Annotated in this window: 15 protein-coding genes; 11 read left to right on the forward strand and 4 right to left on the reverse strand. The window is 50.9% G+C overall.

All coding sequences use genetic code 11. The features are described from left to right. Positions 1 to 89 precede the first annotated feature (89 nt). From BM200_RS25715 to BM200_RS25740, 6 genes are all read left to right on the forward strand, one after another. Positions 90 to 1,055, forward strand: a complete 966-nt coding sequence (locus BM200_RS25715; protein ID WP_091189613.1) for an ABC transporter permease — start codon at positions 90 to 92, stop codon at positions 1,053 to 1,055. 13 nt (positions 1,056 to 1,068) lie between these two features. Then, a complete protein-coding gene (locus BM200_RS25720) occupies positions 1,069 to 1,947 on the forward strand; it encodes a carbohydrate ABC transporter permease (protein WP_091189614.1) in 879 nt (292 codons plus the stop codon). Between the two features lie 86 nt (positions 1,948 to 2,033). Beyond that, a complete protein-coding gene (locus BM200_RS25725) occupies positions 2,034 to 3,740 on the forward strand; it encodes a type 2 periplasmic-binding domain-containing protein (protein WP_091189616.1) in 1,707 nt (568 codons plus the stop codon). Positions 3,741 to 3,821: 81 nt separating this feature from the next. After that, positions 3,822 to 4,469 carry an SGNH/GDSL hydrolase family protein gene (locus BM200_RS25730; protein WP_091189617.1) on the forward strand — a complete coding sequence of 216 codons (648 nt, stop codon included), beginning with the start codon at positions 3,822 to 3,824 and terminating at the stop codon, positions 4,467 to 4,469. An 86-nt stretch (positions 4,470 to 4,555) separates the two neighbouring features. Beyond that, the gene (locus BM200_RS25735) at positions 4,556 to 5,302 is read left to right on the forward strand and encodes an ABC transporter ATP-binding protein (RefSeq protein ID WP_091189619.1); all 747 of its coding nucleotides are present in this window, start codon (positions 4,556 to 4,558) and stop codon (positions 5,300 to 5,302) included. Next, positions 5,299 to 7,266 carry an ABC transporter permease gene (locus BM200_RS25740; protein ID WP_091189620.1) on the forward strand — a complete coding sequence of 656 codons (1,968 nt, stop codon included), beginning with the start codon at positions 5,299 to 5,301 and terminating at the stop codon, positions 7,264 to 7,266. The genes BM200_RS25735 and BM200_RS25740 overlap by 4 nt, the downstream gene beginning before the upstream one ends. A gap of 88 nt (positions 7,267 to 7,354) precedes the next feature. On the opposite strand, the gene BM200_RS25745 is transcribed toward BM200_RS25740, so the two are convergent. Both BM200_RS25745 and BM200_RS25750 read right to left on the reverse strand, forming a co-directional pair. Next, complete coding sequence (locus tag BM200_RS25745; protein WP_091189621.1) at positions 7,355 to 8,347, reverse strand: sensor histidine kinase; 993 nt, start codon at positions 8,345 to 8,347, stop codon at positions 7,355 to 7,357. Next, complete coding sequence (locus tag BM200_RS25750; RefSeq protein ID WP_091189623.1) at positions 8,344 to 9,015, reverse strand: response regulator transcription factor; 672 nt, start codon at positions 9,013 to 9,015, stop codon at positions 8,344 to 8,346. The genes BM200_RS25745 and BM200_RS25750 overlap by 4 nt, the downstream gene beginning before the upstream one ends. A gap of 160 nt (positions 9,016 to 9,175) precedes the next feature. Here BM200_RS25750 and BM200_RS25755 point away from each other — a divergent pair, with 160 nt between their 5' ends. Together BM200_RS25755 and BM200_RS25760 are read left to right on the forward strand one after the other, a co-directional pair. Then, positions 9,176 to 9,907, forward strand: a complete 732-nt coding sequence (locus BM200_RS25755; protein WP_091189625.1) for a class I SAM-dependent methyltransferase — start codon at positions 9,176 to 9,178, stop codon at positions 9,905 to 9,907. A gap of 87 nt (positions 9,908 to 9,994) precedes the next feature. Further along, positions 9,995 to 11,611, forward strand: coding sequence for a histidine kinase N-terminal 7TM domain-containing diguanylate cyclase (locus tag BM200_RS25760; protein WP_091189627.1), 1,617 nt, complete (start codon positions 9,995 to 9,997; stop codon positions 11,609 to 11,611). A 499-nt stretch (positions 11,612 to 12,110) separates the two neighbouring features. Here BM200_RS25760 and BM200_RS25765 read toward each other — a convergent pair whose 3' ends face one another. Further along, complete coding sequence (locus BM200_RS25765) at positions 12,111 to 13,319, reverse strand: MFS transporter (protein WP_091189628.1); 1,209 nt, start codon at positions 13,317 to 13,319, stop codon at positions 12,111 to 12,113. 211 nt (positions 13,320 to 13,530) lie between these two features. Between BM200_RS25765 and BM200_RS25770 the strand changes: the two genes are divergently transcribed. Both BM200_RS25770 and BM200_RS25775 read left to right on the forward strand, forming a co-directional pair. Then, positions 13,531 to 14,109, forward strand: coding sequence for a sterol desaturase family protein (locus tag BM200_RS25770; RefSeq protein ID WP_091190102.1), 579 nt, complete (start codon positions 13,531 to 13,533; stop codon positions 14,107 to 14,109). Positions 14,110 to 14,131: 22 nt separating this feature from the next. After that, on the forward strand, positions 14,132 to 14,926 hold the full coding sequence (locus BM200_RS25775; RefSeq protein ID WP_091189630.1) for a phosphotransferase family protein: 795 nt from the start codon (positions 14,132 to 14,134) through the stop codon (positions 14,924 to 14,926). A gap of 54 nt (positions 14,927 to 14,980) precedes the next feature. On the opposite strand, the gene BM200_RS25780 is transcribed toward BM200_RS25775, so the two are convergent. Next, positions 14,981 to 16,348: a dicarboxylate/amino acid:cation symporter gene (locus BM200_RS25780; RefSeq protein ID WP_175533023.1), complete on the reverse strand. Its 1,368-nt coding sequence runs from the start codon at positions 16,346 to 16,348 to the stop codon at positions 14,981 to 14,983. Positions 16,349 to 16,682: 334 nt separating this feature from the next. On the opposite strand from BM200_RS25780, the gene BM200_RS30140 reads away from it, so the two are divergent. Then, a complete protein-coding gene (locus BM200_RS30140; RefSeq protein WP_175533024.1) occupies positions 16,683 to 17,456 on the forward strand; it encodes a hypothetical protein in 774 nt (257 codons plus the stop codon). The last annotated feature ends 25 nt before the right edge of the window (positions 17,457 to 17,481 follow it).

The following is a 17,481-nucleotide window of genomic DNA, read 5'->3' on the forward strand; positions in this document are numbered from 1 at the left end:
GCTTTAGAAAGATAGCGCTTTCAAAATTCGTTGAATTTTGATACCCGCGTTCGTTTTTTGCATATCCGGCTGGAGGGGCTGTTTCTATAATGGAGTTAGGTCGCGGAACGAAGCATAACGAAAGGAAGTCGACTATGAACCTGAAACGAAATTTATCGAAAAGGATCTGGCTGCAGCGGTATCTGCTCATACTCACTCTGCCAGCCGTCCTGTGGATGATTATTTTCAACTATATTCCGATGTATGGCGTCATCATCGCATTTCAGGAATACACGCCGTTCAAAGGATTTATACACAGTCCTTGGCTTGGCTTCGACAACTTCAAGGAGCTGTTCAATGATCCGACGTTCCGGGAATCGCTGACGAATACGTTCAAGATCAGCATTGCGAAGCTGGTGTTTGGTTTTCCGGCGCCGATCGTGCTCTCCCTGCTGCTTAACGAGCTGGTGTTCAAACGGTTCAAGCGGATTGTACAGTCGCTCACGTATCTGCCTTATTTCGTATCCTGGGTATTGGTCGTTGGCTTCATGTATACGCTGCTCGATCCGGATACCGGCGTCATCAGCAAACTCCTTGTTAAGCTTGGCATTGTTGGAAGCGATGTCATGCTGATGGGGGATGCCCATTCGTTCCTGTCCCTTGTTGTTATTACGGAGATTTGGAAGAACATCGGTTGGAACTCCATTATCTATCTGGCGGCAATCGCCGGTATTGATCCGCAGCTGTATGAGGCTGCCGTGGTAGACGGAGCGAACCGCTTCAAGAGGGTGTGGCATATTACGCTTCCTTCCCTGAAGCCAACGATTATTATTTTGCTCATTCTATCGATCGGCGGGCTAGTGAACTCGAACTTTGACCAGATGTTCCTGATGCAGAACTCGATGACGCAGGATGCGGCCAACGTACTAGCTGTCTACTCCTATAAAATGGGCCTTGTATCCGGAAGATTCTCATATGGTACGGCAATCGGACTATTCCAGTCGCTCGTGGCATTCATGCTTATGTATGCCGCCAACTATTCGTCGCGCAGGCTTACGAAAGAAAGCTTGTTCTAGGAGGAGACAACGCATGATAAAAGCATCACGAAGCTGGGGCGGAAGAAGCTTTGACCTGTTAAACGTCATACTAATGCTTGGTCTTTGCATCATCACGCTATACCCGTTCTACAATATCTTCATTACATCCTTTAATGATCCTACGGATGCCGCCCGCGGCGGAATCACGCTGTGGCCGCGCGTTTTCTCGGTCGATAACTACCGGATCGTCTTCCGGGACGAGAACATGCTCCATGCCTTCGTCGTTACGTTCGCCCGCACGATTCTCGGAACGGCAACCGCCGTCCTGTTCACCGGGGCATTCGCTTACGGCATTTCGAAATCGGAATTGATCGGACGCCGCTTCTTCCTTATGATGGCGATCGTTACGATGTACTTCAGCGGCGGCATTATCCCTTACTATCTGGTGGTCGCGAAGTATCTTCACCTGAAGGAAGATTTCCTCGTCTATATCATTCCGAATCTGTTCAATGTGTTTAACGCCATCATCATGCTGACCTTCTTCCGTGCTCTGCCGAAGGAGATTGAAGAGTCGGCGAAGATCGACGGCGCTAACGACCTGAGGATCTTTTTCCAGCTGGTGCTGCCGGTATCAAAGCCGGTTCTGGCGACCATCGCGCTGTATAACGCGGTATTTCACTGGAACGCTTGGTATGATGCCATGCTCTTCGGCGGGGATAAGCTTCCGACGCTGCAGCAGATTCTGATGCAAATTATCAGCTCGAACAGCAATGTCAGCCAGCTGGCCAGCCAGCTTGGATTCGGAGCCGTATCCGCCGCTTCTCTAAAGCTCGCGACAATGGTTATTACGACACTTCCGATCGTGTTTACGTATCCGTTCGTTCAGAAATATTTTGTGCAGGGCGTCATGATCGGTTCGGTAAAAGGGTAATTATGGCTTTGGCTTTAAGGGCTTCGGCCGTTTAAAGTATAGAGAGTTGAAGAGGGCAGTCTATAAACTAGAGGAGGTCATTTAAGATGAAGGGGAAAGGCATCCAGGCAATAGCTGCGGCAGCGCTTGTAATGACGGTGCTCGCAGGTTGCGGTTCGAACAATAATGCGGAGAATGCGGCAAGCAATGCGGCGGCTTCCAATAATGCAGCTACGAATGCGGCAAACAGCGGCGAAGAGCAGAATGCAGGAGGACCATCGTGGAAGCAGGATACGTCGCCGTTTACGTTCACGCAGTATTTCTACGGGAACTGGGCTTCCAACTACTTGTGGAAAGATCAATATGCGATGAAGCTGGCAACGGAGAAAACCGGCGTAACCGTAGACCGAAAGCTTGCGACCGGCAGCGATGATGACTATCTGAATACGATGATTGCATCCGGCGATCTGCCTGACACCATCATGCTCGATTGGAACAACCCGGCTGTCAGCAAGCTGATTCAGAACGACATGGTGTATTCGATCGACGAGCTGATCGAGAAATACGCCCCTGAGCTCAAATCGCAGCTGGATCCGGATATGGTGAAATATCACTCCATCGACGGCAAGCTTTGGTATCTGCCGAACCTGTATGAGACAAGCGACCGTCTGACGAGCGGCGTTCCAATCGTTGCGGTGCGTCCTTGGTTCATCCGTTCGGATATTTACAAGGCAATCGGAAGCCCTAAGATGGAAACAACGGATGATCTGATGAATGCCCTTAAGCTTGCCAAAGAGAAGTTCCCGACAGTAAGCCCGGTTGGCGTCGAGTTCTTCGATGTAGCCAAGAACGGCTTTGGCGGCAGCAACTCCATGGACTACCTGATTTATTCCTTCTCTCCTCATCTGCTTGAAGAGCGCGTCAAGGATGACCAGCAAATCGTGGAGTACCCGATGCGCAACAAAGGATTTATTGATGCCTTCCGTTATATGAGCCAGCTCAGCCGCAACGGTCTGCTTGATCCGCAGCTGCTGATCTACAAGCAAGAGCAGTATGAAGAGAAGCTGTACGGCGCGCAATACGCGGTGGCTTCCCAATACATCAACAACATGTATACGATGTACAATCCGAAGATTGAAAGCACCGTTGGCGCGGATCAGAAATATACCGTTCTGGACGGATTAAAAGCGAACGGCCAGGAGCCGCGTTATCCGGCTTCCCGTCTGATGGGCTGGCAGGGCTTCTTCATTACGAAAAAAGCGAAGGATCCTGAGCGCATTATCCGCTGGGCGGAATATGCTTGGTCTGAAGAAGGCCAGCTGGATATGCGTTACGGCAAAGAAGGCGAAACTTACGATATGGTAGACGGTCTTCCGAAATACAAGCAGGACATTCTGGATCTGTCGATCAAGGATAACGCAGCCTTTAATGCCCAATACGGCTTTAATGACTCGACGCTTCTCTTCAGAGCGGGCAAGCTGTGGGATGATGCTTCGGCACGTGATCTGAAAGAAAGCCAGCCGGAACAATACGAAGCAAGCAAGCTGCTCGAGAAATACAACTTCGACAACTATGCGCTTGGCATGGAAAACCTTGAACCGGACGGGTCTACACCGGAAGGTACAATTAACTCGAAGATCAAGGATCTGTGGAACAAAACGATTCCGAAGCTGGTCTTGTCCAAGACAGACGAAGAGTTCGACTCCGCTTACAACAGCTTCCTGAAACAAATGGATCAGGTTGGCGCGCAAAAAGTAGAAAAAGTGATGTATCAGCGTCATCTGGATGACCTGAAGAAAAAAGGCATTCAATAAGCGATTAATAGAGCAAGTGCCTGACGGGCCGCCGGAATCTGCCGGCGGCCCGTTGCGTGCTTGCGGATAGGAGAGAGCGAAATGACAGGGACAACGGAGAAAAGAACGATTTTATTTATCGGAGATTCCATTACCGACGGTAACCGCGGCCGTACCGACGACCCGAATCATATTCTGGGTCACGGTTATGTTTTTCAGATTGCCGGACGGCTGGGCCTTGAGCTTGGCGCCGGGGCTCCGCATGTAGTGAACCGCGGGATCAGCGGAGACAGAGCCTCCGATCTGTATGCCCGCTGGAACGAGGACGTTATCAGTGTACGGCCGGATGTATTGAGTATCCTGGTTGGCGTGAACGATGCCTTCCATCTCATTCATGGAGATGCCCGCGGTGCATCCGACCGTTATAAGCGGTCGTATACGCATTTATTAGAAGAGACACGGGAGATTTTGCCGGAGACGCGGATCGTGCTGCTGGAGCCATTCCTTCTGCCGGTTGGAGCTCTAGTGGAGAAATGGCCGTTATGGGAAGCGAAGCTGGAGCAGTACCGGCATACAGTCAGGGAACTGGCCGAATGTTATGCTTGTACATTCGTACCGCTCCAACAGCTGCTTGATGATGCCCGTGGGAAGGCTCCCGCGGAGCACTGGCTCTGGGACGGCATCCATCCGACGGCCGCCGGTCATGAGCTGATTGCTCGCCAATGGATGGACGTTGTCTCCCCATCGTGACAAAAACGTCACTTCAGAGCATCTTACTTCGATGGATGCCCGCTCTCGATAGGTCTATATTAAGAGTATAAAGAGGAGGGCATACCATGGAAACGGTTATCCAAACGAAAAACTTATCAAAGAGCTACGGGTCAAATCCCGTTCTGAAAAACATCGATCTTGCGATTCAGCCAGGTGAGCTTACGGCGATTATGGGTCCTTCGGGCTCGGGGAAATCAACGCTGATGAATGTATTATCCACGATTGATCAGCTGAGCGGCGGCGAAGTATGGATCGAGGGTAAATCGCTGCTCGATATGAAGAAGAAGTCGCTCAGACAATTCAGGCAGGAGCGAATGGGGTTCATCTTCCAGGATTATAATCTGCTCGATACGCTGACCGTGAAGGAGAACATTCTGCTGCCGCTTTCGCTGCGCCAGTTCAAGGCGGCGGAGATGGAGGCACGGCTCGCGCCAATTATTAAAGCTCTTCATATTGAAGGCTTGCTGGCCAAGTACCCGAATGAAATTTCCGGCGGGCAAAAGCAGCGGGTAGCGTCGGCACGGGCGATCATTACGGAACCTGCAATCGTCTTTGCCGATGAACCAACGGGCGCGCTTGATTCCCGTTCGGCAACTCAGCTGCTCGAGCAGCTGGTATCGCTAAACACGACATTTAATACGACGATTATGATGGTTACGCATGACAGCTATGCGGCGAGCTATTGCAAGCGGGTTGTTTTCTTAAGGGATGGTGCAATCGTAAGTGAGATTTACGCGGGCGAGCAGAGCCAGAAGGATTTCTATGAGCGCATTCTGGAGACGCAAAGCCTTATAGGGGGCAAGCTGCGATGAGCCTGTTTGACCTTACGATCCGGAATGTAAAACGCAACTTCCGTCTGTATTCGATCTATCTGCTGTCCATGATTATTGGCGTTATTATTCAATATACGTTCTCGTCGCTGATGTACAACCAGGACATTGTCGATGCGCTGCAGAACCGCGAGCTGTTCCAGACAGGGATTGCGATCGCTTCCGTCGTTATCTTTCTATTTATTATTTTCTTCATTCTCTATGCGAATTCGTTCTTCATGCGTCAGCGGAAAAAAGAGTTCGGCATGTATCTTCTGTATGGCCTAAACGAGCGGCAGATTGTACGGATGGTCTTTTACGAGACGCTTATCATGGGATTGATCTCGCTTGTTGTCGGTATTCTGCTCGGCGGGCTGCTGTCCAAGCTGTTCGGCATGCTGCTCATGAATCTGATGCAGTATGACCAGGTGATTTCACTGTCGTTCCCGATTGGATCGATAGCTACGGCAGCTGCGGTCATCCTTCTTATTGCGTTGATCGTAAGCGTGCAAAGCTACATTCTGGTCAACCGGGTACAGCTGACGGAGCTGTTCCATGCCAAGCAAAAGGCGGAGAAGCCTGTCCGCATATCGACTGCTATGGCGATTCTGGCTGTTCTCCTGATTGGCGTTGCATTCTCTCTCATCTGCAGCGGTCAACAGTCGGCCGTATGGCAGGATTACGGGACGTACAGCCTGATCGCCACGGCGATTGGAATCGTTGGCGGGACATATCTGTTCTTCCGCCAGTTCGCGGGGTGGCTTCTGCAGCTGATCAGCCGCGGGAAAAAGTACCACGAAGGCAATACGGTGCTGTGGACGTCCTCGCTTCGGTTTCAAATTCGGGGCAATACACTGAATCTGACGTTCATTTCCTTATTCAGCGCCGTTATTATGATGCTGCTCTGTTTTGTAACGATTAACTATAAGGTGCAGTTCGAAGCGGTGGGCAGGAATGTGCCAAATGCTATCGCTTATGAATCGCTTGATCCGGCAACCAATCAGCAGATTGATGGGGTTATCAAGAGCTCGAAGCACGACATCCGCTATCATCTGAAGCCGGAGGCCTTGGTGGTGGAGCCGGTTACCGACCGGGGTATAGCTTTCGATAATCCGGAATATTATATCCCGGGGCTTTGGCTGGTTTCGGAGAAAAGCTACAACGAATTAATTCAATTGCGGGGCGACATGCAGCAGGTAGAGCTGCAAGGGATGGAGGCTGTTACTCTTTCCCAAGGCTCGGACTTTCCGAAACACTTTGCAGCCGGTGAGTCACCGGACTTTGCGGTAAAGGCAGCGGGGGAAGAGAAGACCTTTAAGATCGCGGAGAAAAAAGACTATGCTTACCTGGGCTGGGCTACCGATCCGGTCCTCGCGATGGGTAAGAAACCTCCGATGTTTGTCATCTCCGATGAAGCTTATGCCGAATTAAGCGGACTGGCGGAGAAGAAGAGCTTCGAGATTTACGGGCTGACGGACGCCAAGAATGCGGAAGAGCTGTCGAAGCAGGTGAGTGGGATTGTCTCGAAGACGAAAGGGACGTACTATTCTTCCTTCGCTGATGTGTACTCCAAGCAGATCGAGAGCTCTTCGCTGCTGCTGTTTGCTGCCGGCTTCCTTGCTCTAATCGCTACCTTTGCGCTGGCGAGCGTAATCTACTTCAAACAGCTTCGCGAGGCGACCGAGGAGAGGCAGCAATATGCAATCCTGCGCAAGATAGGCGCCGAGAACCGCCAGTTCCGAAGCGTCATCCGCAAGCAGCTGCTGTTCGTCTTTCTGCCGCCCATCGTGCTGGGGCTGCTGTACAGCTGGACGATCATCAAGTATTACATTCTTGAATCGGTTAAGGATTTCCCGGAGCTTCCGGGTATCGTATGGAGCATTATGGGGGTATTCTTCCTTATTTATCTGGTGTTCTACGCTTCTTCGGCGAATCTGTACTACCGGATTATCAACAAGAATCCTTAAGCCAATTCTAAAACAGAACAAGGCCCGTCCTTCAGGACGGGCCTTGTTCTGTTTTAGGATTTCACTTTGAATGCTCGGCCAGCCCCGTCTATTCCCTCCGCTGCAGCGTGTCCAGATAAGGATCATGATGCTTGGGAAAATGGATCGTAAACGTCGTGCCTTCCCCCGGCGCGGACTCGCAAGTGATGTAATGCCCCAGCTTCTTCGACAGCTCCTGGGCCAGGTATAAGCCCATCCCGGTTGATTTCGCATGCGTCCGCCCGTTCATCCCGGTGAATCCCCGGTTGAAAATGCGGGGCAGATCCTTCGCATCGATGCCAATGCCGTTATCGCGGAGGATCAGCACCTTCTCCTCGGAAACAGCAGCAGCCTGAACGGTAATGACTCCATATTCGCCGGTATACTGCAGGCTGTTTGTGATGATCTGATTAATGATGAACAGCAGCCATTTGGAATCGCTTTGGACGACCGTGTACGGAAGCTCCAGTTGAACGCGGATTCTTTTTGAGATGAATACCTTGGAATGGGCTTTGATAACATCCTTTACAAGCGGCTCCAGATCGCAGTTCACGATCTCGTAATCCTGATTGAAGCTGTCGAGCTTCGCATAATACAGGGCCTGGTCGACAAAATGCTCGATACGCGACAGTTCCTCGTTCAGGCTTTGCGGATCTACCTCCGTCTGCTGCATTAAGCGGAGAACGGAGATAGGCGTCTTGATCTCATGGAACCAGGAGATGATGAAATCATAATATTCCTTCTGCCGCGCATGCACTTCGTTTAACGAACGGATGTGGGCGATGCCCGATTCTTCCAGCGTATCCCGATATGCCTCCGCTTCAAGCGACAGAGGCTCCGCGTTCTCGCTCCGCATCTGGCGGACTGCCTGCAGGTTCCGCGTATAACGATAGGCGGCGAAGGCGGCCAGCCAGAGCAGAACAAGCACCAATGCATAGAAGAAGGTCGGCCAATGCCAGGAAGACTGCGGATCGGTGGCGAATATGGCAGCGGTGAGCAGGAAGGCAACGCCGTACAGTAGAAAATAAGGCCGTTCGTATTTCAGGAATCGCCAAAAGCTCATTCGATAATGTACCCCATTCCTTTGCGGGTGGCGATAAAGTCTTCCAGACCAAGCACCGCGATTTTGCGCCGCAGCCGGTTGACGTTAACGGTCAGGGTGTTGTCATCGATGAACTGCTCGTCATTCCACAGCACCTGCATCAGGTCATCACGCGAGACAATTTTCCCGATGCTGCGCATCATCGTCTGCAAAATAATAAATTCATTGCGCGACAGCTCGGCCGTGCGCTCTCCGTACTGGACAGAGGAGTTCGACAGGTGGAAGATGAGCTGCCGGTGCGACATCTGCAGGCTGTCATCCTGATACGTATAATTGCGGCGGAGCAGCGCGCTGACCTTCGCAACCAGTACCCCCAGGTCAAACGGCTTCTGCACGAAGTCGTCCCCGCCCATATTAATGGCCATAATGACATCCATATTCTGATTGCGGGATGAGATAAAGATAATAGGTACTTTCGAGACCGAGCGGATTTGCTGGCACCAGTAAAACCCGTCAAACACGGGCAAATTGACATCGAGCAGCACGAGATGAGGCTGCATCGCCTCGAATTCACCCCGTATATTCTCGAAGGAGGTTAACTCCAATACCTCATACTGCCATTTGCGCAAAGCGTCGGCGACGATTCTGCGAATCTTCTCGTCGTCTTCGATAATCATAACTCGAAACAATTGCCTTACCTCCTGCTCTATAACAAGCTACAGCCAGTAACAGGTAAATTATATCATTTTTAGACGGCGACGCTAGGCTCGCAGCAGTTAGGTTTGTGCAGTAGAGAAATGATCAGCTATGATGAATATATCCGTTATATAGATCAGGAGGTTATTAGACATGAAACAAAACAAATACGATGATCCCGAATTTTTCGAAAAATACAGCCAGATGGCGCGCTCGATTGGCGGTCTGGATGCTGCAGGGGAATGGCATGTTCTTCGCACTATGCTCCCAAGCCTGAAGGATAAGAATGTGCTTGATCTTGGCTGCGGCTACGGATGGCATTGCCGTTATGCCCGGGAGCAGGGAGCCCGTTCGGTGCTCGGAATTGATATCTCGGAGAAAATGATCGAACGCGCCAAATCGTTTAATGAGGATGCTGCGATTGTATACCGCCAAGCAGCTATTGAGGATATTGCCTTTGAGCCGGGACAGTTTGATGTCGCGATCAGCTCCTTGGCTCTTCATTACGTGGAGGATTTCGAAGGCGCGTGCCGGAAAATCTACGACAGCTTGACCCCGGGGGGCCGCTTTGTTTTGTCCATGGAGCATCCTGTCTTTACGGCAAGAGCTGCGCAGGATTGGCATTACGATGCGGCAGGGGAGAGGCTGCACTGGCCGGTTGACAACTATCAGGACGAAGGATCTCGCGTAGCCCGGTTCCTTGATGCGGATGTCGTCAAGTATCACCGTACAGTTGCGACCATTATGAACGCCCTTATTCGCGCCGGATTCCGTATTACGGAAGTAGCGGAGCCGGGTCCTTCACAAGACGCGTTGACCCAATACCCGGACATGATCGATGAGACACGCCGTCCGATTTTTCTGCTGCTGGCTGCGCTGAAATAGAAATTAAAGGAACGTCCCACATTTGTTGTTATTTATGTTACGATCAGTTGCAGAGCGAAACTTACAAAACGGAGTGTTGTACCACGTATGGGAACACCTTATTCCGCTGTCTTGACCCTGATGGTTACAGCCGGTGTTATTAATATCATAATGGGCATCTATGTCGTGTCGAACCGTTCCAAGCAGGCAATGGCCAAGACGTTTATTGCGTTGTGCTTTTTGTCAGCCGTCTATATATTTGGTTCTGCGCTGGAGCTGTCGGCCGGTACGCTTGCGGAGGTGAAATTCTGGATTGCGGTGGAGTATTTCGGAATGCCGTTTCTGCCGCCGGTCAGTCTGATGCTGATTATGCATTTCCTCGGGATGGACCGCTTTTTGAAAAAGCGCATGCGCTTGTTGATGTACCTGATGCCGCTTATTACGCTGGTGCTTGTCATCACCAATGACCTGCATCATTTCTATTACCGTTCGATTGAGCTGCATACTTCCGCTGCCATTCATAAGGTCGAATTAAATGCAGGACCTTGGTATATTATCCAAGGCGGATACACATTCGGCTGCATGATTGGCGGTGTAGCGCTGCTGCTCTTGTATTGGAACCGGATGCGGTCCTCTTACCGTCTCCAGCATATTACGATGCTTATTGGATTACTGCTGCCGATCATTGGCGACTTTCTCTATCTGGGGAATATGACGCCGGCTGGCATGGATCCTATTCCCGTTATAATGGCGGTTACCGCTGCCTTGTATATGTGGGGGCTTGTATCGAAGGGAATGCTGAATGTGGCGCCAGTTGCGAGGGATACGCTGTTTGAGAGCATGAGCGACGCTGTATTGGTGCTTGACCGCAATAACCGGCTGGTGGACTTTAATCCTGCTGCCGCGGCTGTTCTGCCAGAGCTGACTTCCTTCACTCTCGGGCAGCCCATTGAGCCGCTGCTGAAGCTGCATACGGATCTGTCTATGCTGGATTTCAACGCAGAAGCAGATGAGGATGAACCCCGCATCTATGATGAGATCAAATGGACGGTAGGCGAGCAATCCTACTATTATCAAATCCGTTCTTCTTTTATCCGGAAGAAAAACGGTCCGGAGACAAGCAAGCTGATCGTTATGATTGATGTGACAGAGCGGGTAAGGCTTCAGGAGCAGCTTCGCGTGATGGCTTATCATGACGGCTTGACCGGTATCTTTAACCGGATTCATTTTATTCAATTAAGTGAGGCACTTCTTCATCAATCGGCCATGCAGGACGAGCCTCTTGCCTTGATGCTGTTTGATATCGATCATTTCAAGCAAATTAATGATGCCTTTGGTCATGATGTCGGGGACCGTGCCTTGCTGCATGTCGTAGAGGCATGCCGGCAGCTGCTCCGTCCCGAGGATGTGTTCGGCCGTTACGGCGGCGAGGAATTCGTTGTCGCGATGCCGGGAATAACCCGTGAAGAGGCGGAAGCCGCGGCACATCGGATTCGCAGCGAGATTGCGGCGCAGTCGATGGTGGCGGCCGCCTCCGAGCGTCCTCTCTCCGTAACGGCCAGCTTTGGCGTTGCTATGGCCGGAGCGGGCTGCAAGAAAGAAGGCGGAGGCATTAACAAGCTGCTGAAGGCAGCGGATAATGCCCTGTATGAAGCAAAGAACAGCGGACGGAACACGGTTCGACTGGCAGATATGGAGACAACCAAACAAGCACTTCTCCCATAAGGAGAGGTGCTTGTTTTTGTGCATGGTGTCGAAAAATAGCGGAATTATAGAAGTCCTGTCTGAAATGAGGAATAAGGAGGATTTTAATAGCCGAGATGGTATTATAGGAAATAAAGGAAAATCGCAAATTATAGGTAAAAACGGGAGGAGGGCCATGATTGTTTCGTGGCAGAAGCTTTTCGTTTCATATAGGGATGACTTTATTACTGGTTTGTGCCGTTTGGCTTATACTTCTTCGCAGAGAGTCATTTACCGGGGTGGCCGTCAGCAACGTTACAGTCTCATGGCGGTACTTTGTCCATCAGCAGCGAACCAAATGTTGGGACGACGGCTACGATCAGGCTTCCGGCTTAGACGGCTGCACTCGCCGTCATTCATTCAAAAATCCCCTGGCCGTTCATTGGCTCACCAATGATTGTCCAGGGGATTAGTCATGCCTGCTAGATTCGGCTATCGATATTGTTACCGACGGAACATAGCCTGAAAGTTAGCTGAACGCTTACGGGGTCTTAACATCCGTACGGTAGCTGAGCAGGCCAAGCACTAAAGCGAGACCAACCAGAATGGCGCCAACCCAAGGCAGCGCGCCAAGCGAAAGATGGGTTATGACCCAGCCGCCGATAAAAGCGCCGGTTGCATTGCCAAGGTTGCCCGCCGAATGGCTGGATGTCGAGGCAAGTGCAGGCGCTGCCTGCGCCAGGCTCATGATGCGGACTTGAAGCCCCGGGAAGACAGCGAAGGATGCCGCCCCCCACAAGAAGATCGTAATGACTGCGGTGATTTCGTTATGAATGGTGAAGGTGAAGATCGTCAGGACAACGGCAATCGTCAGATACAGGCCAAGAATGGAAGGCATCAGCTTCCAGTCTGCCAGCTTGCCGCCGACAATATTACCGACCGTTACGCCAACTCCGAACAGAATCAGAATCCAGGTGACATTATGCTCGGCAAAGCCGGTAATGTCCGTCAAGAGCGGCGTAATGTACGTAAATACCGCGAACAGGCCGGCGTTGCCAAGTGCCGCGATCAGCAGATAGACGAGCAGCTTGGGTCTGGCGATTGCGGATATTTGCTGAATGATGCTGACCTGCTTGCTGAGCTTGAGCTTCGGAATAAAGACAACAATACCGATGAAGGCGAGTATGCCCATGATCGCAATTGCGCCAAAGGAAGCGCGCCAGCCCCAGTTCTGGCCGATATACGTACCGATCGGCACCCCGATTATATTAGCGATGGTCAGACCGGCCATCATAATGGACACGGCGCCTGCTTGCTTATCGGCCCGTACCAGATTAGACGCAATAACGGCACCAACCCCAAAGAATGTACCGTGGGTCAAGGCGGTAATCATCCGGGCGATCATCAGAACGGCGTAATTCGGCGCAATAACCGATAGTCCGTTGCCGAGAATGAAGAGAAGCATCAGAATACAAAGCAGCTTTTTCTGCGGAATACGGCTTGTCAGAATGGTCATGATTGGAGCGCCAATGGCTACGCCGAGGGCATACATCGTAATCAGCTGGCCAGCTGCCGAGATGCTGACGTTCAGATCGCCTGCGACATTCGGGAGAATGCCCATAATAACAAATTCGGTCATACCGATTGCAAAGGCACCGACGGTAAGTGACAGGACAGAGATCGGGAAAGGCTCCTTGGAGGCTTTTCCTTTCATTACTGGCTTGCTGTTTAATTGTTGCGAGACTTCCATGTAATAAAGCCAACCTTTCTGCTACACATGATCATGCTGAATAATACCCCCTATTATTTCGCTTCAGAAGCATATAAGCAAGAACATTTTTTGTTAAATTACTGGTAAGATAGAAGTAAGGGCTTACATTATATTCGGGAAGAGGACGGGGTTAAAAGTGAGCAAAAAAGGGCTTTATCGCGACTATTTTTTGCATGCTGATATTCTTATTATGACAGTGGTTCTGATCGGATTAGGGGCGTGGGCTGCCGTGGAGACACTTACGTTGTTCAGCCTGTTATTCTTCGTTATTGGGCTTATCGGGTTTATGTTCAGCGAATATTTGACCCATCGGTTCTTCTTCCATCTGAAGGCGCCCCAAAATAAGTTGTTCCTTAAATTTCTGAAGCGTCTGCATTATGATCATCATACCGATCCGCATGACTTGAAGCTGCTATTTCTGCCGGTCTGGTACAGTCTGCCTAACCTCGGAGTACTCGCCATCCTATTTTATTTGGCAACGGGCATGCTTGGCGCTGCTCTCGCTTTTGGCGCAGGTCTTGTTACGATGCTTCTCGTCTATGAGTGGAAGCATTACGTCGCACACCGGCCGATTCAGCCGACGACGAAATTTTGGAAATGGAATAAGCGGATGCATCTGCTGCATCATTTCAAGAACGAGAACTACTGGTTTGGCGTGTCGACGCCGCTCGTCGATGCGATCTTCGGAACGCTCAAGGATGAGAAGGATGTGCCAACCAGCGAAACGGTGAAAAATCTGGAGAAGCGCGGACAGACGCTATCATCCTGATCATGAAAAACGGAGGACAGTTATGACAAGAGGGGCGTTAATCGGCAAAGGCATGACCGCTGAAGTGTATGAATGGGGCGAAGGGCAGGCCCTAAAGCTTTATTATGAGAACATTCCAAAAGATTGGATTCAATACGAGTCGGAGGTCGGCACAGCGGTACATCAGGCGGGCGTGCCTGCGCCCGAGGTCTGGGGTCAAGTTGAGGTAGAGGGAAGAAGCGGGCTTCTCTATGAGAGGATTGCCGGCAGCTCCTTGCTGGCCATGATGATGCGGAATCCGGATCAGGCGGAGCCATACGGTACGGTCCTGGCGCGGCTGCATGCGGATATTCATCGCCGCAGGGCGTCCCGGCTGCCGAAGCAGAAGGAGCGGCTGGCGATGTTCATACGGCAATCCGCCGCATTCCTCGGTGAACGGGTTCAGCCCGTACTGGATGATTTGGAGCTTCTGCCTGAGGGTGAATCCGTCTGTCATGGCGATCTGCATCCGGATAACGTTCTCCATTCAGATGGCAGACTGACGGCAATAGACTGGATGGATGCTCATACAGGAGATCCGTTATGCGATGTGGCCAGGACATCCATGATATTTCTGTCGCCGTTTGTTTCAATGCCTCCGTTGTCTATCAGTCCGGTCATTTGCCATCAGTTAAACGAGGCTTATCTGTCCGAATATTGCCGGCTGACAGGTGCCGAAAAGTCGGCAATCGACCTTTGGCGTCTCCCGGTCGCAGCGGCACGCCTCCGTGAGCAGGTGCCGGGTGAGCAAGAGTGGCTGCTGGCGTATATTGACCGGCAGCTTAAATACCGCAAATGAAAAAGGGTCCCTTTCCGCAAAATGCAGGAAAGGGACCCTTTTTTCGTTTACGTATTAAACAGCGTTTAATGCAAGCTCTTCATCCTCATCTTTGTTGAATGCTTCGCGGTCAAATTCGCCTTCGGAATTTGCCACAAGAAGAGCGGTAACCGTCGTGCCGGTTGCATTAACAGCGGTACGCGCCATGTCAATCAGAGCTTCTACGCCCGCGACAATCGCGAGTGCTTCAAGCGGCAGGCCAAGTGCGGTAAGAACAACCGTTGTCGAGATAACAGCCGGTCCAGGGACACCTGCGACACCAATCGAAGAAATGATGCTAACAAGTACGAGTACGATGTAGTCGGTTAAGCCAAGCTCGATGCCAAATGCTTGCGATGTAAAGACAGCAACAATGGCAGGCCATACTCCGCCGCAGCCGTTAAAGTTAACGGATGCGCCAAGCGGAGCTACGAAGCTGGCGATTCTCGGCGAGACATGCAGACGTTTCGTAATTACCTCGAGATTAATAGGCAAGGTTGCATAGCTGCTTCGCGTTGTGAAGGCAACCGCAATGGTCGGATAAGCTTTTTTGAAGAACTTAATCGGATTCACTTTTGCTACAAGGAGCACAAGGCCGCCAAATACAAGGACAAAATGAATGATAAGAGCGACATACGAAGTTACGATAACGCTGCCGAGCTCCTGCAGGGTATCCCAGCCATATTTGGCCGCAACACCGGCAATCAGGGCAAATACGCCGTAAGGCGTAAGGCGAATAACGAATTTAACGACTTGGTGCAAAACTTGAGTAGCCGATTGAATGAGGTCGCGCACGGGCTTAACGGCCTCTTCGTTTTTCGAACCAACCTTAATGATCGCAACGGCGAGGAAGATCGCGAAGATAAGGATAGGGACAACCTTGCCGTCCGCTGCTTCACTTACCGGGTTGGATGGAACGAGACTCAGAATAACGTCTGAGAAAGTCGGAATCTCACGCGGCTCTGCATCACTTGCAGCCGGTTGTTGAATGCCTTGACCAGGGCTAAATACAAGAGCGGTCAAGAGACCAATAATAGAAGCAATACCGGTTGTGCCGAGGAACCAGGCAAAGGTTTTAAAGCCGATTTTGCGAAGGTAGTCCAGGCTTGTGAGTGATGCAATACTATTTAATACCAGAATGAAGACGAGCGGAATAACGAGCATCCGGATCAAGCTGATATAAATGCTGCCGAAGGTTGTGATCCCCTTGATCTCCAAGTTAACGAGGTTCTGGAACAGGATCCCGACGACAAGTCCCAGTCCCAGGCCGATCAGCACCCTCGTGCCGAAGCCGACACGTTTGCGTGCCAAGTAATAAAGTAAGGCGAATACAAAGATTGCGGTAACAAAGCTGTACCAGTTCGTCTCGATGGCCAGCAGCAGGTTGTTATCTATTTTATCCATCTTAAAAATACCCCCTTAATCCAAGTTGTTTGATAGGATTTATACTTCAATAATTTACAAACCTCTGAAGCAAATGTCAATCCTTTTTTGGCGATAAAATAATTCCGACTAAAACTATGGGAAATATGAAAATAGTTATTGACATCTATTCCCTGACATCCTAAGATAGGTGTTAGAAATCGGATTTTCATATCGTAATTGGATAAGAAATTAATCGACTGGACCTCCAGAGATTCAATGTTCCAGCATCAACTGATGCGGGCATTGAATCTTTTTTTATGCCTAATTACAGAATGAGCCGCCAAAAATCGAAGGAGAAAGGATGAGTTTCATCATGAAAAAATGGTTTAGCTCCAAATTAACAGTTACTTTCGTAGCCGCAGCTGTCGTCTTCTCATCACTGACATATGCTGCTGTTTACGCGAATAAGGAGGTTGCCGGCGCTGAGCCCGCTGCAGCTGAGCCCGGGGCGCCTGCGGTAACGGCTGAGCAGAAGCCGCAAGAGGATACAACAAACACAGCGGTAGTTGCTGAGCCGCAAGCAACAACAGAAGTAACAACGGAAGTAACAACAGCAGCCGAATCGGCTGAAGTTCAAACCCAAGTTCAAGAGCCGGCTGCAGAAGCAGCTCAGGTTCAAACGCAACCGTCCGCTGCAGCTCCAGAAAAGCAGTCGGAAGTAAAAGCAGCGAAAGCAAGCTCCGCGGAAGCCGGTCAACATGTTTCGAGCCCTGCTCCTGCCGCAAATAAAACGACAACAAAGCCTGCTGTAAAAGCATCCGAGCCGGCGGCAACAACAAAGCCGGCAGCGTCTGCGCCAGCAGCCACTCCGGCACCGGCCGCAAAACCGGCACAGTCTACACCTGAAGCAAGCAAACCGGCAGCATCTGCACCTGCTGAGAGCAAATCGAATGATTCGGATAAAAAAGTAACGTTTGTTAAGAAAGAAGAATCGCTGCCTAAAGCACCGGCCGTGACTGCTCCGTCCAGCAGCTTGTCCTCTTCGAGCTCTTCGGGCACACCTGCTTCCGGCGGATCTTCCTCTTCTCCTTCTACGTCGCCTTCGGATTCCGGGAATTCCACGGCTGACGGCGAAGAGATCTGCTAATTAGACGCACGGTTCAAATAGGAGA

Source organism: Paenibacillus catalpae (assembly GCF_900112695.1).
Classification (GTDB): Bacteria; Bacillota; Bacilli; order Paenibacillales; family Paenibacillaceae; genus Pristimantibacillus; species Pristimantibacillus catalpae.

Bases quoted from the DNA above. Each gene is read 5' to 3' on its own strand.
- BM200_RS25715 (WP_091189613.1), top strand. From the start codon at position 90: ATGGAGTTAGGTCGCGGAACGAAGCATAACGAAAGGAAGTCGACTATG.
- BM200_RS25720 (WP_091189614.1), top strand. From the start codon at position 1,069: ATGATAAAAGCATCACGAAGCTGGGGCGGAAGAAGCTTTGACCTGTTA.
- BM200_RS25725 (WP_091189616.1), top strand. From the start codon at position 2,034: ATGAAGGGGAAAGGCATCCAGGCAATAGCTGCGGCAGCGCTTGTAATG.
- BM200_RS25730 (WP_091189617.1), top strand. From the start codon at position 3,822: ATGACAGGGACAACGGAGAAAAGAACGATTTTATTTATCGGAGATTCC.
- BM200_RS25735 (WP_091189619.1), top strand. From the start codon at position 4,556: ATGGAAACGGTTATCCAAACGAAAAACTTATCAAAGAGCTACGGGTCA.
- BM200_RS25740 (WP_091189620.1), top strand. From the start codon at position 5,299: ATGAGCCTGTTTGACCTTACGATCCGGAATGTAAAACGCAACTTCCGT.
- BM200_RS25745 (WP_091189621.1), bottom strand. From the start codon at position 8,347: ATGAGCTTTTGGCGATTCCTGAAATACGAACGGCCTTATTTTCTACTG.
- BM200_RS25755 (WP_091189625.1), top strand. From the start codon at position 9,176: ATGAAACAAAACAAATACGATGATCCCGAATTTTTCGAAAAATACAGC.
- BM200_RS25760 (WP_091189627.1), top strand. From the start codon at position 9,995: ATGGGAACACCTTATTCCGCTGTCTTGACCCTGATGGTTACAGCCGGT.
- BM200_RS25765 (WP_091189628.1), bottom strand. From the start codon at position 13,319: ATGGAAGTCTCGCAACAATTAAACAGCAAGCCAGTAATGAAAGGAAAA.
- BM200_RS25770 (WP_091190102.1), top strand. From the start codon at position 13,531: ATGACAGTGGTTCTGATCGGATTAGGGGCGTGGGCTGCCGTGGAGACA.
- BM200_RS25775 (WP_091189630.1), top strand. From the start codon at position 14,132: ATGACAAGAGGGGCGTTAATCGGCAAAGGCATGACCGCTGAAGTGTAT.
- BM200_RS25780 (WP_175533023.1), bottom strand. From the start codon at position 16,348: ATGGATAAAATAGATAACAACCTGCTGCTGGCCATCGAGACGAACTGG.
- BM200_RS30140 (WP_175533024.1), top strand. From the start codon at position 16,683: ATGAAAAAATGGTTTAGCTCCAAATTAACAGTTACTTTCGTAGCCGCA.